The organism is Paenarthrobacter sp. NPDC090520, assembly GCF_044769205.1.
Taxonomy (GTDB): domain Bacteria; phylum Actinomycetota; class Actinomycetes; order Actinomycetales; family Micrococcaceae; genus Arthrobacter.
In genome coordinates this window covers 1-14,072 of record NZ_JBIVXM010000039.1, presented here as the reverse complement: position 1 = coordinate 14,072, position 14,072 = coordinate 1, and the positions used below count along the sequence as shown (strand labels likewise).

General features: G+C 61.9%; 15 protein-coding genes. 5 read left to right on the top strand and 10 right to left on the bottom strand.

Annotated features, from left to right (window positions below; all coding sequences use genetic code 11):
- Nucleotides 1-128 precede the first annotated feature (128 nt).
- From ACIQTZ_RS23600 to ACIQTZ_RS23570, 7 genes are all read right to left on the bottom strand, one after another.
- Complete coding sequence (locus ACIQTZ_RS23600) at nt 129-1,127, bottom strand: heme-dependent oxidative N-demethylase family protein (RefSeq protein ID WP_402984722.1); 999 nt, start codon at nt 1,125-1,127, stop codon at nt 129-131.
- The gene (locus tag ACIQTZ_RS23595; protein WP_400337751.1) at nt 1,124-2,101 is read right to left on the bottom strand and encodes a PDR/VanB family oxidoreductase; all 978 of its coding nucleotides are present in this window, start codon (nt 2,099-2,101) and stop codon (nt 1,124-1,126) included. Before ACIQTZ_RS23595 ends, ACIQTZ_RS23600 begins: the two co-directional genes overlap by 4 nt.
- Entirely contained in the window at nt 2,098-2,583 is a 486-nt protein-coding gene (locus ACIQTZ_RS23590) for a dimethylamine monooxygenase subunit DmmA family protein (RefSeq protein WP_397326617.1), read from the bottom strand. Before ACIQTZ_RS23590 ends, ACIQTZ_RS23595 begins: the two co-directional genes overlap by 4 nt.
- Before the next feature lie 9 nt (nt 2,584-2,592).
- Nucleotides 2,593-2,970, bottom strand: a complete 378-nt coding sequence (locus tag ACIQTZ_RS23585) for a cupin domain-containing protein (protein ID WP_397326618.1) — start codon at nt 2,968-2,970, stop codon at nt 2,593-2,595.
- 383 nt (nt 2,971-3,353) lie between these two features.
- Entirely contained in the window at nt 3,354-4,838 is a 1,485-nt protein-coding gene (locus ACIQTZ_RS23580) for an APC family permease (RefSeq protein ID WP_402984718.1), read from the bottom strand.
- 421 nt (nt 4,839-5,259) lie between these two features.
- Nucleotides 5,260-5,967, bottom strand: coding sequence for a cache domain-containing protein (locus ACIQTZ_RS23575; protein WP_402984715.1), 708 nt, complete (start codon nt 5,965-5,967; stop codon nt 5,260-5,262).
- Complete coding sequence (locus ACIQTZ_RS23570) at nt 5,968-6,726, bottom strand: FadR/GntR family transcriptional regulator (protein ID WP_400273187.1); 759 nt, start codon at nt 6,724-6,726, stop codon at nt 5,968-5,970. It lies immediately after the preceding gene.
- A 269-nt stretch (nt 6,727-6,995) separates the two neighbouring features.
- Between ACIQTZ_RS23570 and hxlB the strand changes: the two genes are divergently transcribed.
- The 3 genes from hxlB to ACIQTZ_RS23555 all read left to right on the top strand — a co-directional run bounded on the left by hxlB (nt 6,996) and on the right by ACIQTZ_RS23555 (nt 8,619).
- Nucleotides 6,996-7,598, top strand: coding sequence for a 6-phospho-3-hexuloisomerase (gene hxlB / locus ACIQTZ_RS23565; RefSeq protein WP_397326624.1), 603 nt, complete (start codon nt 6,996-6,998; stop codon nt 7,596-7,598).
- Between the two features lie 57 nt (nt 7,599-7,655).
- Nucleotides 7,656-8,279, top strand: a complete 624-nt coding sequence (gene hxlA / locus ACIQTZ_RS23560) for a 3-hexulose-6-phosphate synthase (RefSeq protein WP_397326625.1) — start codon at nt 7,656-7,658, stop codon at nt 8,277-8,279.
- A 130-nt stretch (nt 8,280-8,409) separates the two neighbouring features.
- Nucleotides 8,410-8,619, top strand: coding sequence for a hypothetical protein (locus ACIQTZ_RS23555; RefSeq protein WP_397326626.1), 210 nt, complete (start codon nt 8,410-8,412; stop codon nt 8,617-8,619).
- A gap of 34 nt (nt 8,620-8,653) precedes the next feature.
- On the opposite strand, the gene ACIQTZ_RS23550 is transcribed toward ACIQTZ_RS23555, so the two are convergent.
- Nucleotides 8,654-8,827: a hypothetical protein gene (locus tag ACIQTZ_RS23550; protein ID WP_400273193.1), complete on the bottom strand. Its 174-nt coding sequence runs from the start codon at nt 8,825-8,827 to the stop codon at nt 8,654-8,656.
- Between ACIQTZ_RS23550 and zwf the strand changes: the two genes are divergently transcribed.
- Both zwf and ACIQTZ_RS23540 read left to right on the top strand, forming a co-directional pair.
- A complete protein-coding gene (gene zwf, locus ACIQTZ_RS23545; RefSeq protein WP_397326630.1) occupies nt 8,757-10,265 on the top strand; it encodes a glucose-6-phosphate dehydrogenase in 1,509 nt (502 codons plus the stop codon). The genes ACIQTZ_RS23550 and zwf overlap by 71 nt on opposite strands.
- Nucleotides 10,262-11,263: a glucose-6-phosphate dehydrogenase assembly protein OpcA gene (locus ACIQTZ_RS23540; RefSeq protein ID WP_402984712.1), complete on the top strand. Its 1,002-nt coding sequence runs from the start codon at nt 10,262-10,264 to the stop codon at nt 11,261-11,263. The genes zwf and ACIQTZ_RS23540 overlap by 4 nt, the downstream gene beginning before the upstream one ends.
- Nucleotides 11,264-11,383: 120 nt before the next feature.
- Here ACIQTZ_RS23540 and ACIQTZ_RS23535 read toward each other — a convergent pair whose 3' ends face one another.
- Together ACIQTZ_RS23535 and ACIQTZ_RS23530 are read right to left on the bottom strand one after the other, a co-directional pair.
- Complete coding sequence (locus ACIQTZ_RS23535) at nt 11,384-12,133, bottom strand: IclR family transcriptional regulator (RefSeq protein WP_402984710.1); 750 nt, start codon at nt 12,131-12,133, stop codon at nt 11,384-11,386.
- Nucleotides 12,130-13,602 carry an APC family permease gene (locus tag ACIQTZ_RS23530; RefSeq protein ID WP_402984707.1) on the bottom strand — a complete coding sequence of 491 codons (1,473 nt, stop codon included), beginning with the start codon at nt 13,600-13,602 and terminating at the stop codon, nt 12,130-12,132. The genes ACIQTZ_RS23535 and ACIQTZ_RS23530 overlap by 4 nt, the downstream gene beginning before the upstream one ends.
- Nucleotides 13,603-14,072 lie beyond the last annotated feature (470 nt).

Genomic DNA, 14,072 nt, shown 5'->3' with positions numbered 1-14,072 from the left:
CGCGATCTCCACCCGCGACAACGGATCCAACGGATGCGAAACACCCACCAAAACCTCAGTATCAGCATTCAAAGTCACAACTAACTCCTTTGTTTTATGTTCTTGATGTGTAGATGGTTTGGACGTTCTTAGCCCGCTAGCAGCCATTCGGAGGCAGCGTTGCGGTACCGGGTGATGCCTTTGTACTCGGCCATGTCTTCCGGCAGTTCGGCGAGGATGTTGCCGAACTTTTCGCGCCAGGTGGGGACCTGGGCGATATCCCGCAGCGGCAAGAGGTAGCTGCGGATCAGGAACAGCAGGGTTCCGGTGTGGGGGAGCCGGACCAGGTGCTGGACCTCGACGCGGAGGTGCAGTTTGTCCGGCATGTCCGGGTCGGTGGCGATGGTGCCGCGGTCCGGGCCCCATTCCTGGTAGGTCTCCGTGGAGGTGTCCAGGCGGCGGCCGATGGTCATGGTCCAGTTGGTGCGGCGGAACTGCTCGCCGGGCTGGAGGCGCATGAGGAATTGCTCGGCGCGCTGGATGATGTTCTCCTCCTTGACCCTGGGCACGGGTCCGTGGATCTCCAGGAAGCTCATTCCGACGTCGAACCCGAAGGACCAGTCAGCGGCGAAGCTGACCACACCGGCATCCAGCCACATGGTGCCGTCGCGGATGTCCAGGAGGACGATGTCGTCCTGGATCTGTGTTCCGAGGAAGCGCAGTGGTCCACCGGGAACAGAATCGTCGTCGCCAATGGTGAATTCGATGTCCAGGTTCTGCAGGCCGTTGTGCCAGCGGCAGTGGTTTCCTTCACGCTCGAAGGACATGATCTCCGGGTTTTCCTCGGCCATGGCCGGCAGCAGGGTGGCCACGGTGTCCCAAGCGGCAGGCTTCATGTGGGGAAGGACCTGGGACCGGGATGGATCGGCGGTCAGGATCCGTTCGCGGTCGGCGAGTTCATCGAGGTAGAACTCGTCGATGTCGATGAGTCCTTTGCCCCAGGAACCAGCATCCGTTTCGATGTTCTTGTTGGCCGGCTCCACGTTCGCGCTGTACCGGTAGATCTCATCCCGGAAAGGGAAGGGGAAGCGCCGGATGCGGTCCGGGAGGGAAGCGGTGTCAGTTGGTGTGTCGATCGTGATGCTCAAAGGTCCAACTCCAATTCGGGGTCTTCGCTGCGTGAAACACAGCACATCATTGTGGTGTTCTGGGCCTTTTCCTGATCAGTGAGGTACATATCCCGGTGTTGCGGGGTTCCTTTGAGGACAGGCAGGACACACTCGCCGCAGATACCCTTGCGGCACATGTTGGGGATGGTCTTTCCGGCTTTTTCCAAGGTCTCCAGGAGGGAGACGCCGGCCGGAACGTCAAGCTTGAGGCCGCTGCGGGCCAGGTTCACCGTGAACGGTTCGCCATCGTCCAGTTCAGCTGCGCCGAAGGCCTCCGAGTGGAGCCGTGCTTCAGCCCATCCGGCTTGGCGGGCCTGGTCCAGGACGGAGTCCATGAACGCGTTGGGGCCGCACACGTAGAGGTGGGTTCCCACGCCCTGCTTGGTGAGCTGGTCGGTGAGGACGTCCTGGAAACTGTCGCGGTTGCTGCATTCAGTGAGGGCTGAACCGAGGAGTTCCCGGGCTTCGTCCACGTGCGCTCCGGATCCGGGGCGGTAAACGTAGATGAGGGACGAGGTGGTGCCGCGGTCGGCGGCGGCCCGTGCGTGCGAGAGGACCGGGGTGATTCCGATTCCCGCTGCGACGAGAAGGTGGTGGGTGGCGGTTGACGCCGGGGCGAAAGCGCTCCGGGGCCGCGAAACGAAGACGCGGTCGCCAACGGAGAGCCGGTGCATGGCCTGGGATCCGCCGGCGCCGTCTTCGACGCGGAGCACCGAAATGGCGTACTCGGAGGGCGCGTTGCCGGACCCGGTCAGGGAGTAGGCATTGACGCCTTCCCCGTACTGGACCACGAGGTGGCTGCCCGGAACGTAGGACGGCAGTTTCCGGAACGACGGGTCCGCGAGGGTGATGCTCACGATCGAATCGGTCTGGGGACTGATGTTGGTCACTTCCAGCTGAAGGCCGCCGTCAACCGCCGGGTGGGGGCTGATGGGCAGTGCCGTGACAGTCATGATGCCTCCTCGACACGGGCTGCGTATCCGAGGTACGCGCCCATTCGGCGGGAAAAGTGGTCAGTGGTTACCAGGTCGACGCTGCAGCCCTGGCAGGGAACCTCCGAACCGGCGGGTTCGGTGGTCGCGGTGGTGGTGTGGCAATGCGGGCAGTAGATTGCCCGAGGTGCGGATTCAGCGCTGAGGAGGGTCATTTCCTCCTGCTGAAGTCCGCACTCGGCGGCGACGGCCGCTGCTGCGCGGATGTCCGCCGTCGGGCCTGAAAGCAGGAGACGGACGCCGACGCTGGAGCTTCCCAGTGCGGACCGCAGTTCGGAGAGGGCCTCCGGGGTTGCGGCTTCGAAGTGCAGGTTTAGCTTGGGCTGGCTGTCGCTTTGCTTATCCGCGGTGTCACCTGCTGCGCCGAACGACGCGCAGATGACACCGCGAAAACCAGGTTCCAAGCCGTTGCCCGCTGTGTGTGGCATGGACACGGAACTCATGGTGGGTCCTTACGGTGCGAAGGAGCGGTCGCCGGCGAAGAAGCCGAGGCCGTAGGTGGGGGTGTCGAACTTGACGGTGGTGCCCTTCGGGAAGAACAGGACGTCGCGTTCCTTGGCGTGGGTCACTTCGCCGGTCGAGACGTCGGTAAGGATGAATTCACCCTGGATGACTACCTTCATCTCGTCGTAGGTGTAGGTGTACTCGAACGGTTCGGACGCCTTGAGCTCGAAGAAGCCGGCGCTCATGACCGTGCCTTCCGGGTTGTGGAGGGCGTCACCGATGAAGGCTTCGCTTCCGGGAAGGTCCATGGACGGGATGTTGAGGTATCCGTCCTCCACCTTGTGGATTGCTCCGGCCTTGCTGAGTGTTCCAAGCAGTGTTTCCATGGGTCTCTCCTTTGAGTGGACAGTGGTGGGAAGTGGTCAGAAAACATTCACTTTGGTGCCTTTATGGCCAAGAGGTGAACTGGGCTGAATGCCCTGAATGGTAGGAAGAGTTGACCCGAATCCCTTGATAGATCAAAGCCCAGGAAGACATTTGGTCTACGTAGATTGTGTGATGCGGGTCACTCTCCGGCCCCACAAACAAACCTACTCGGACTAATACTTCTAGTCCAGACTTTTTTAGAAAATTTCATGACGAGTTTGTAGATTGACGTTCCGGCCGGTGCTTGACTTGCTTCCTGGAGCTGCACAAGGCAGCAGAAAAGCGGGTTGGTGGGCAGCAACAGCTGTCCACCAACCCGCCTTCCGAGGTGATTCAGGGGCGGCTACGGGCGCGCGGCGTCCTCAAGGTTCGCCCCGGGGCGTGCGTCAGGTACGACGGCGGCACCTGGCTCTGGTTTGTGGCGCGCGGCCTGGCGCTGCGAGTAGAACCAGATGGGAACGTAGAGGGCCAGCACAATGAAGCCCACCCAGGTGGGGGCCCAGCCGATTTCGAGGCTGTTCAGGTAGACGACGCCGATCAGGCAGAGGGGAAGGTTGAACAGGCCAAACACCATGGCTACGTTCTTCCAGCCCTTGGGGGCCTTGAAGGGCCGGTCCAAGCCGGCGAAGGCAGGGTGCTTCCTTGCCCGGACGTACGCGAACAGGCTGATGCCATTGGCGCAGGTGTAGCCGATGGCAGACGCAGCAACAATCGCGGCGGGGTTGCCCATGAAGATGAGTACGAGGTTGAATGCGCCGATCACCAGCATGGCAACAAAAGGTGTGCCGTTACGGTTGGTCTTGCCCAGGGAGCGTGGGAGGTTGCCCTCAATGGCCATGGAGTGCATGGCCCGGGAGGATCCCAGGTAAGCGGTCTGGATAATCAAAACCATGGCTGCGATCAGCATGAAGATCGTGACCATGGAGCCCACTTCGCCGAACACCGCGTGGGCCACGGGAATCAGCGGGGACACAGGTTGGTCCAGCACTCCGTCCACCCCGAGCACGCCGATCACGGCGGCCTGCACCAGGACAAACGAGAAGAAGCAGATCACGCCGCAGGCAAAGAGCGCCTTGGAGACATCCTTGGCGGGGTTCTTGTACTCCGGCCCATAGATCGCGGCTGTCTCCCAGGCGCAAGCACTCCACTGGGCAATGGCGAAGATGCCCAGGAGGATCAGGATATGGTGCATGTCCCACGCCCAGTCGGCCGGCACCAGGTTCCCGGTGATGTTTCCCATGTCGACGTGGCCGGTGGCGAAGGGCGCCACAGTCAGGACCACCAGGGGGATCAGCGAAAAGGCGGCCAGTACATACCCCAGTTTGGCGCCGTCCTTGAGTCCGAACCAGTTGACCACAAAGAGGCCTCCGAAGATCACCAGTCCGGTCATGAGGGCCATTTGGTTCTCGGTAAACATCTCGCCGAGCGCCGGGAACAGTCCGTGAAGGTAGCTGCCCACCAGGATGGAGAAGATGGCCAGCACGGGGGTCCAGGCGAACCAATAGGCCCACGCGCTGAAGCCGCCAATCAGCTTGCTCTTGTCGTACTTCCCTTGGTAGTTCTCGGTGCGGAAGACGTGCTGGGCAAAGCCGGGAAGGCCCGAGGCTTTGGGGAACGTGGTGGCCATTTCCGCGTAGGCCGCGTTCTGGAAGAAGCCCTGGATCACGGACAGTCCCCAGATCAGGATCGCACCGGCGGCCAGGTACATCGGCAGGTAGCCCAGCGAGGGCAGGATCAGGAGGGGAACTCCCAGCGCGATGGCCAGCCCCTGTTTCCAATCGATGGACCGCTCCAGGCCGTCACTGGCCTCTAATCGCTTTTCACTCATAACAATCTCCCTTGACTGAACTAAGTCGTGCTTCATGGACCTGCCGTTCACGTCCCTTGGTGGGGCCCATCGCCTGATGAGGTGCGGCCATGGCCACGATCCTTCCGGCAAGTCATTGCTAAAACATTCAGATGCGCATCAAAAAAATGCCTGCGCCAAGCATGGGAAGCCGGCTGCTGCGTACGGGTGTTGGGTCATCCGCGTCATGTCCCGGGGCGGGTTTGGCCTCGACGCCTAGCTTCCTGTGAAGTAAATCACTCCCGAGACTACAGCTTAAAAACCTCAGTTCAACAGCTTTTATTTTCGGGACTTTTGTGCATCGGAATTTGTGGCCGCCGTCCCGCTGCCTCCGGTCCCTGGCATGCCAAACAGCCCCTGCCTCCCGGTGGTCCAGGGAGTCAGGGGCTGTTCGCGGCAGTGGTCAGGGGCTGTAGATCAGGGCAAGGCCCAAGTGCGGAACATCGAGGTCCACGCGGTGCGGTTCCACCGGTCCGGCTTTGATCCGGTCGCCCACGAGGTACGCTCCGGAATTGCCCAGGATGACGCGGTTGCTGGCATTGATGAGGGCTGCATCTCCATGGATGCTGCGGAGGTCCGGCATGATGATGGGCTCAAGGTCCTTGATGCGGATATCGCAGCCGACCACGCCGGCAAAGTGGCCATGGATGGACCATGGCGCCGTGAACGTCATGATGTATTCCTCGAAGCCGAGGTAGTCGATATACGGACCCCAGAGCGTTTGTTCCCCCGTGGCCGCCGCCGTGGAGAAGAAGGGCAATTTCTCGTAGTCGTAATAGCGGTTGCTGCCTGGCGTCAGGTCAGCGTCGAGCTTTTTCACTGAGCCCGAGGCGCCCCTGGTCCACCACTCAAGGAGATGGTCACCGTGCTCCACCGACTCGGCAGCGAAGAACGTTCCCGCGCCAACGGCGAAGGAGTTCTTCGCCAGGAAATCCTGCGAGAGCTTCTCCAATCCCTTCAGCGCCGGGCGGTCCACCTTGGGCCGGTCGCCCAGGTTTCCTTCCACCAGTGAGCCGACGTGGCCGGCAAGTTCCCCGACGCTGGAGGAAACGCTGCTGGTCCACGAGGTGAGGGCATTGGCGGCGTGTACTACTTCGTCGACTAGCTTCATTTATGCATCCTGGGTTGATTGGGCATATCCGAGGGTGAGCTTTGTATCGATCAAGTGGAAGATGTTCCGCCTGATGTGTTCCAGCACCAACGCCTGGGCCTTCTCGGGCTGGTCCTGGGCAACCGCCCTGACGAGCTCCAAGTGTTCAGCGGTGGCTGTTTCCGGGTCAAATGCTACGGCCAAGGGAGTCCACAGCTGCTGGACCGTCTCCTGCTGCAGCCGGATCTCGGCATTGGCAAGCCGTGGTGACTGGGCTGCCACCGCAAGTTCCACGTGGAACCGGCTGTCGGCAGACGCGCGGACTTCGGGGGAGTGGGCCAGGACCAGCGCCCGTGCCAGCTCCTGCAAGCGTTCGAAGTCATGGGTTTCGGCGCGTTCGCAGGCCAAGCGGATGGTTGCGGCGGCAATGGCTGCGTGCTCATCACCGATATCGCGGATTTCCGAGATCGAAGTGGAGAGGAACCAGGCGCGCATGGCCTCGGATTGGGTCTCCGGCTGCCTGACCACGAAGGATCCGCCGCTGCGTCCCCTGCGGGTTTCAACGATTCCGCGTTCGCGCAGTTCATTCAGCGCTTCGCGGAGCGTGGCCCCACCCACTCCAAACATCTCGGACAGGGCCGCTTCAGCGGGCAGGCGTTCGCCCACTTTGAGCAAGCCAAGGGAAATGGCGGTGGAGATTCTGTCGACAATCGCATCGGCACGCTCGATCTCCGGCAAGGACCGGTAGATCTGCGATTGGAAGGAGGAAGGCGATGCCAAGGGTCTGCGCTCCGGGGATCGGGTACGAGTTGGCTCCAATACTACAGAGGAGGGTTACTTGAAAGTTTTGATTCAGCCAGGACTTTTTTGTTGGACGGATCCACGCCTCCTCGCACAAGGCAACTGGCTACCCCACCAATCCTTAAGTGTAGGAAGAACCGTCAGAAAACAGTGTTACCCCACCCCTTTTGATTCGGAAACATAGTTGTCAACCGAAAAGCACTCCGATGGCCGAGACAGGCCGAGGACCGAATCGAAGGGACAGAATCGTGAATCCGACAGCAAGCGCAACGACGACTGCTACGTATACAACCGCCTCCGACATTGTCCGCAATGTGTCCCTCGTCAGGGACGAAATGCAGGGCGTTGTCGCCAAGATCGACGAGCAGCAGATGGCTCGCTTGGCCAGCCACCTCGCACACCCGGGCCGGATCTTCGTGGCAGGAGCAGGCCGCAGTGGCCTGGTCCTCCGTATGGCCGGCATGCGACTGATGCACTTGGGCCTCACGGTCCACATTGCGGGTGACACCACCACTCCGGCCATCGCTTCCGGCGACCTGTTGCTGGTGGCTTCCGGATCCGGCACCACCTCAGGTGTGGTCAAGTCCGCCGAAACCGCCGCCAAGGCAGGTGCACGCATCGCAGCGTTCACCACCAACCCGGACTCCCCGCTCGCCGGCCTGGCCGACGCGCTGGTGATCATCCCGGCCGCCCAGAAGACCGACCACGGCTCCTCGGTGACCCGCCAGTACTCAGGTTCGCTGTTCGAGCAGGCCCTGTTCGTGGCCACGGAAGCCATCTTCCAGTCGCTCTGGGACAACGACGCACAGCCGGCTGAAGAGCTGTGGCTGCGTCACGCAAACCTCGAGTAAGAACACCCAAGATTTTCCCATCCATCGCAATACATCAATCACAAAGGAAATAACATCATGAAGCTCCAAGTTGCCATCGACCTCCTGACCACCGAAGCTGCCCTGGAACTGGCCGGCCAGGTTGCCGAATACGTTGACATCATCGAACTCGGTACCCCGCTGATCAAGGCTGAGGGCCTGCCGGTCATCACCGCCGTCAAGAACGCCCACCCGGACAAGATCGTCTTCGCCGACCTCAAGACCATGGATGCCGGCGAACTCGAAGCCGACATCGCCTTCAAGGCCGGCGCTGACCTGGTGACCGTCCTGGGTGCTGCTGACGACTCCACCATCGCCGGTGCTGTCAAGGCTGCAAAGGCCCACAACAAGGGCGTCGTTGTTGACCTCATCGGCATCGAGGACAAGGTCACCCGTGCCAAGGAAGTTCGCGCCCTGGGTGCAAAGTTCGTTGAAATGCACGCCGGCCTGGACGAGCAGGCCAAGCCTGGCTTCGACCTGAACGGCCTGCTGCGCGCCGGTGCTGAAGCCCGCGTTCCGTTCTCCGTTGCCGGTGGCGTCAAGGTTGCCACCATCCCGGATGTCCAGAAGGCCGGCGCTGACGTAGCCGTTGCCGGTGGCGCAATCTACGGTGCAGAGGACCCGGCCCTGGCTGCCAAGGCTCTCCGCGCTGCTATCTCCTAACCATCAGATCGAGAGGTGGCGTCCCGCATATTGCAGTCCGCGGGACGCCACCTTTTTCGATCCACACAGCAAACCCAAGGATGAGGGGTTGGCTTTGGGGGACCCTCATCCCTGAAAGGAACTGGTCATCATGCTTTGTCTGGCCGATGAACACGTAGAAGTCCTGGTTACAGATCCCTGGCGTCACGACGAAATGCTCGACAACGCCGAAGCCGTACTCCGCCAGAAGCCCCAGAGATTCGCTGGAATCCTGGTGACGCGCCACCAGCCTGGCCGCTATACCCTCGCCCTGAGCGACTCCGTCCCCTTCGGGGAGACCCGCGAGCTTATCCTCGCGTGACCGTCGGTCCGACGGTGGGAACCGCCGTCGAAAGTTAGAAGGCAACAATGTCTATTACGTTCGTTGATTCGCCGGTAAGCACAGATTCACCGGCTACGCCCAGTTCGCGGTCAAGGACTGCTGGTTTGCGGAATCCGTTGCGGGATCCGCGGGATCGTCGTTTGAGTCGTATTGCTGGGCCGTCGTCGTTGGTGTTCTTTGGGGTCACTGGTGATCTTGCCCGGAAGAAGTTGATGCCTGCGGTGTATGACTTGGCTAATCGTGGGTTGTTGCCGCCGAGTTTCGCGTTGGTGGGTTTCGGCCGGCGTGAGTGGGACAACGCTGATTTTGCCGCTGAGGTGAAAGAGAACGTCAAGGCGCACGCGCGGACGAAGTTTGATGAAGCGGTGTGGGAGCAGCTCGCGTCGGGGATCCGCTTTGTTCAGGGCGAGTTCGATGATGATGACGCGTTCGAGCGGCTCGGGGACGTGTTGGAGGAGTTGGATGAAACCCGCGGCACCCGCGGCAATCACGGCTTCTATCTCTCGATCCCGCCCAAGGCCTTTGAGCAGGTCTGCCGGCAGTTGTCCAAGCATGGGTTGGCGCAGGCCAAGACCGGGCAGTGGCGGCGGGTGGTGATCGAGAAGCCGTTCGGTCATGACCTGGACTCGGCCCGGGCGTTGAATGACATTGTGGAGTCGGTGTTCCCGCCGGATGCGGTGTTCCGGATTGACCATTATTTGGGCAAGGAAACGGTGCAGAACATCCTGGCGTTGCGGTTCGCGAACCAGTTGTTCGAACCACTCTGGAACGCGAACTACGTGGACCATGTGCAGATCACGATGGCCGAGGATATCGGTACCGGTGGCCGGGCGGGGTATTACGACGGTGTGGGTGCGGCCCGGGACGTGATCCAGAACCACCTGCTGCAGTTGCTGGCGTTGACGGCGATGGAAGAGCCGATTTCGTTCAACGCCGATGATTTGCGGGCGGAGAAGGAAAAGGTCCTCGCCGCGGTGAAACTCCCCGAGGATTTGTCCACGCATTCGGCGCGGGGGCAGTTCACCGGCGGCTGGCAGGGCGGGGAACAAGTCCAGGGGTACCTGGAGGAAGACGGCATCCCCGCCGATTCGAAGACCGAGACGTTCGCGGCGATCCGGGTGGACATCAACACCCGCAGGTGGGCGGGGGTGCCGTTCTACCTCCGCGCGGGCAAGCGTTTGGGTCGGCGGGTCACGGAGATCGCGGTGGTGTTCAAACGCGCCCCGAACCTGCTCTTCCGTGACCACGGCGAGGATGACTTCGGGCAGAACGCGGTGGTCATCCGGGTCCAGCCCGATGAGGGCGCCACGATCCGGTTCGGGTCCAAGGTCCCGGGCACCCAGATGGAAGTCCGGGACGTGACCATGGACTTCGGTTACGGTCACTCCTTCACCGAATCTTCCCCGGAAGCCTACGAGCGGTTGATCCTGGACGTGCTCCTGGGTGAGCCGCCGCTGTTCCCCCGCCACCAGGAAGTGGAACTGTCCTGGAAGATCCTTGACCCGTTCGAGGACTACTGGGCGTCCCTGGATGAACAACCCCAACCCTACGCACCGGGCAGTTGGGGGCCGGCTTCGGCCGATGAGCTCCTGGCCCGTGACGGACGAACCTGGAGAAGGCCATGATTGTCGATCTGCCGGACACCACCACCTCGAAAATTTCCAAGAAAATCACCTCCCTGCGCGAGCAAGGCGGCGTGATCGCCCTGGGCCGGGTCCTGACCCTGGTCGTCGTGACCAAATCCGGGCAAGAAGAAGAAGCGATCGAAGCCGCGAACGAAGCCAGCCGGGAACACCCCTGCCGGATCATCGTCCTGGCCGACGCCGGCGCCGAAGCCCCGGACCGGCTCGACGCGCAAATCCGCGTCGGCGGGGACGCCGGCGCGTCCGAAGTGATCGTGCTGCGCGGCTACGGCCAAATGGCCCACGAAAGCGAATCCCTCGTCGCCGGACTCCTCCTCCCCGACGCACCCATCGTCGCCTGGTGGCCCCACGGCGCCCCCGCGTCCGCCTGCGAAACCTCCATCGGAGCCATCGCCCACCGCCGCATCACCGACTCCGCCAACGAACCCGACCCCGCCCAAGCCCTCGACACCATCCGCCAAAGCTACAAGGCTGGAGACACCGACCTCGCCTGGACCCGCCTCACCAACTGGCGCATCCAACTCGCCGCCGCGTTGGAACAGGCCGACGCCGCTGCTGTCACCGGCATCACGGTGGAGGGCGCATCCGATTCGCCCAGCACCATGCTGCTCGCCACGTGGCTGGGACGATCACTCCTGGCGCCGGTCACCATCGTGGCCGATCCACCCGGTACGGGCATCCGGGGAGTCCGGCTCAACACCACCGCGGGTGTCATCCGGCTGTCCCGGCCGGGTCACACCGTCGCCGAGCTGACCCAGCCCGGCCAGCCGCCACAACGGATCACCCTCGCCCGGCGCAGCCTCAAGGACTGCCTCGCCGAAGAACTCCGCCGGCTCGACCCCGACGACGTTTTCGGAGACACGGTCCGCACCTTCGACCTGACCGGAATGAACCGGGAGTGTGTCCACCATCGGAACGTGGATGTTGATGCTCTTGTTTCCGCGCTCAGCAGCGTCGACGACGCCCTCGCGGCACTGTGACCCCGCGGGGCTGACCCGGCGCGCCTGACCAAGGGCGCAACCTCGAACACGAAGTTCCGCCAACGCAAAGGCGCCATCACCTCCCAAGGTGATGGCGCCGTCGTACTTAAAATCTCCTGGTCAGAACAAGAGGGGAGCCAACCGCGCGGTCAGGTCCCGTGCCTCGTCTTCGTGTTCGCACGTTGCGGTGAATCGCTCAGCCGGACTGGTCAGGCAAAGGGCAGCGCCGGCAGGCTCGTCAGCCAGCCGCACGGGGAAGGCCAGGCTGGCCGAGCCTTCCTCGAGCTCGTTGATTTCCGTGGCCTCGTTCCTGACCCTTATTTCTTCAAGTTGTTTTTCAAGGAGTGCGGCATCCGTGATGGTTTGGGGAGTGAGCCGCATCAGCGGTCCCTTGGGAAATGGTGCCGCGGAATCTCCCAGTTCGGCGAGCATGAGTTTTCCGGCGGCAGAGGTATGCGGATAGCGCAGCATTTCGAAAACTGAATGCAATGGATAATCCGGATCTTCATCCGCAATTCTCAGGGATGAATTCCTGAACATTATGAGATGCACGGCAAAGCGATTCTTGCTGCGGAATTCCTGGATGGCGTTGCGGGCTGCCGTGGGGACCGTGGGCGGGGTGGCCGCCGTGATCAGGCCCGAGATCGCGTGCCCCAGCGCAAAGCCCCGCAGGTCCGAGGTCCGTGCCAAATATTCGTCCGCAACCAGCGAGTTAAGCACCCGGTACGCCGTTGCCTGGGGCATCTGCAGCGAGTCGGTGATCTCCTTGGCTGTGGTGCCCGTGCCAAAGCGGGCAACGGTTTCCAGCACTTTGAGCGAGTTCAGCGTTGAACTCGGCTTGGTATGTGACGGTCTGTAATTCATGCTCATCGAGTTGGCCTGCCATTAAAGAGGTCCAGGTCCCGGGTCTCGTCGTAGATTCCGACGGATGCCAGGCGGTCAGGTAATCGGAAGTGCAGGAAAGTGGCGTAAAGGACGCTGGCCAGGAGGACGCCGGCGTAGACGAATGCCTGGAAGTTCCCCGCGCCGATGGAAATCGCCGTGGCCGTCCAGATCACCGCCCCCAAGGCCAGCGACGTCACGGCGCCCAGCACCCAACTTGAGACGGTGCTTTCGCCGATCCTACGGAGGAAAAAGGGAAGTGACGCGCTGGCCAGTGTGTAGGACCCCAGGTATCCGTACGCGCCAAGGGTGAAAAGGATTGCCAGGCCCCTTTCGGGGCTGGCGCCCAGAGCGATCATCGCTACAGGCACGACGGCGACAATCGGCATGGTGACCATGATCGCCGTCGAGGGGGTTCGGAAAGCGGCATGGGTCCGGCCGAAGATCCGAGGGGCGACGCCTTCTCTGCCCATGCAAAACAGGATCCGGGCGAAGGCGTTCATTGAAGCGATCGCGCAGGCAAAGAACGAGGCTGCGATGCCAAGGTCCAGGACGGCGGCGAAGATGGGTGATGTTTGGGAGAAAAGGTCGGACAGGGGAGTGGTGCTCCCGGCAATGCTCAGGGGTGCGTCCTTGAGCGCGACATCCTGCGCCGACACCGAAATCAGGCACAGGACGCCCATCAGCATGGGAGTCCAGGTGATGGCACGGGGGACGCTGACGAACGGCTTGTGAGCCTCGCCGCCCAGTGTGGTGGGGCTTTCGAAGCCCACGAACGCGCTGACCGCCACCACGATGCCGAGCGGGAGGGCGTCAAAGTTTCCGCTCCACGCAAACGCGCTGCTGAAGTCGGTGCCGGACTCGTTCAAGGCAAAGTACACGATCATCAGCACGGCCAGGACCCCGATGGAGATGGCCTCCATCAGCACTGTGAACCATGCCGAGATCCGGATGCCCCGGACCATGAGGTAGCACGCAGCTGCAGCGGCCACCGCGATGGCCAGCACTGGGAAGAGGGTGGAATCCGCCGCCGCCACGCCCAGGTTGCTGAAGAGCTTGGCCGTGTAAATGCCAACCACCAACAAGCCGGCCATGGCCACGAGTCCGTAACCGAAGAGGGCTGACCAGCCGGCAGTGATGGCCGTGCGTTGTCCCAATCCCTTGGCGGTGTAGCTGTACAGGCCGCTGACTGCTGCCATGCGTTTTGCCATGGGCCGGAGGCAGAACGAGACCAGGACCATGACTGCCATGGCCGCGCCAAACGTCACCACCAGGTTGGGCCCGCCAGTACCGAACACGAGCCCTGGGAAGACCAGGGCCGGGATCACCGACATGGCGCCCGCGGGCGCTACGCCGGCGACGGCCTGCGCGAAGACAGGCAGGAAGGAAAGTTTTCGACGGCGCAAGCCCTCCACTGGTGATTGTCGCGTGATGAAGCGATCACTGCGGGCAGACATTGAGTACCAACTTTCCCTCGGACAGGCATGCCTACGGTGCTGATAAGGGGCGGACGCCATCGAGCCGAGAAGCAAAACATTAGCATTCCAGACCCCTTCCCTTACAGATGTGAAGGCGTTTCCGTATGTTTCCAACATGTTAACTGGGGTGGGAAAAAGTGCTCGCGAATTTCTCACCTAAATATTCAAAAAAGGCCTCGCATAAACCTTTTGAGTGGCGTAGTTTTTTCACACAGACGGAATGCGAGTGACTGGCATCACACCCCGTGAGGCTCCTCGAGGAGCTCCGCCGGCCCGCTGCATCGAACTTCAGTCAGACCAGCCCAGGGGACAGGTCTGCCATCTACGGTCCGTTCCGTTTACAAGAGGGATCCACGTCCCTTCCCAGGAAACAAAGGAGTTAGTTGTGACTTTGAATGCTGATACTGAGGTTTTGGTGGGTGTTTCGCATCCGTTGGATCCGTTGTCGC

What these genes read in the sequence shown, in the direction of transcription:
- ACIQTZ_RS23595 (WP_400337751.1), bottom strand. Translation starts at nt 2,101, where the DNA reads ATGACTGTCACGGCACTGCCCATCAGCCCCCACCCGGCGGTTGACGGC.
- ACIQTZ_RS23590 (WP_397326617.1), bottom strand. Translation starts at nt 2,583, where the DNA reads ATGAGTTCCGTGTCCATGCCACACACAGCGGGCAACGGCTTGGAACCT.
- ACIQTZ_RS23585 (WP_397326618.1), bottom strand. Translation starts at nt 2,970, where the DNA reads ATGGAAACACTGCTTGGAACACTCAGCAAGGCCGGAGCAATCCACAAG.
- ACIQTZ_RS23580 (WP_402984718.1), bottom strand. Translation starts at nt 4,838, where the DNA reads ATGAGTGAAAAGCGATTAGAGGCCAGTGACGGCCTGGAGCGGTCCATC.
- ACIQTZ_RS23575 (WP_402984715.1), bottom strand. Translation starts at nt 5,967, where the DNA reads ATGAAGCTAGTCGACGAAGTAGTACACGCCGCCAATGCCCTCACCTCG.
- hxlA (WP_397326625.1), top strand. Translation starts at nt 7,656, where the DNA reads ATGAAGCTCCAAGTTGCCATCGACCTCCTGACCACCGAAGCTGCCCTG.
- ACIQTZ_RS23555 (WP_397326626.1), top strand. Translation starts at nt 8,410, where the DNA reads ATGCTTTGTCTGGCCGATGAACACGTAGAAGTCCTGGTTACAGATCCC.
- ACIQTZ_RS23540 (WP_402984712.1), top strand. Translation starts at nt 10,262, where the DNA reads ATGATTGTCGATCTGCCGGACACCACCACCTCGAAAATTTCCAAGAAA.
- ACIQTZ_RS23535 (WP_402984710.1), bottom strand. Translation starts at nt 12,133, where the DNA reads ATGAGCATGAATTACAGACCGTCACATACCAAGCCGAGTTCAACGCTG.
- ACIQTZ_RS23530 (WP_402984707.1), bottom strand. Translation starts at nt 13,602, where the DNA reads ATGTCTGCCCGCAGTGATCGCTTCATCACGCGACAATCACCAGTGGAG.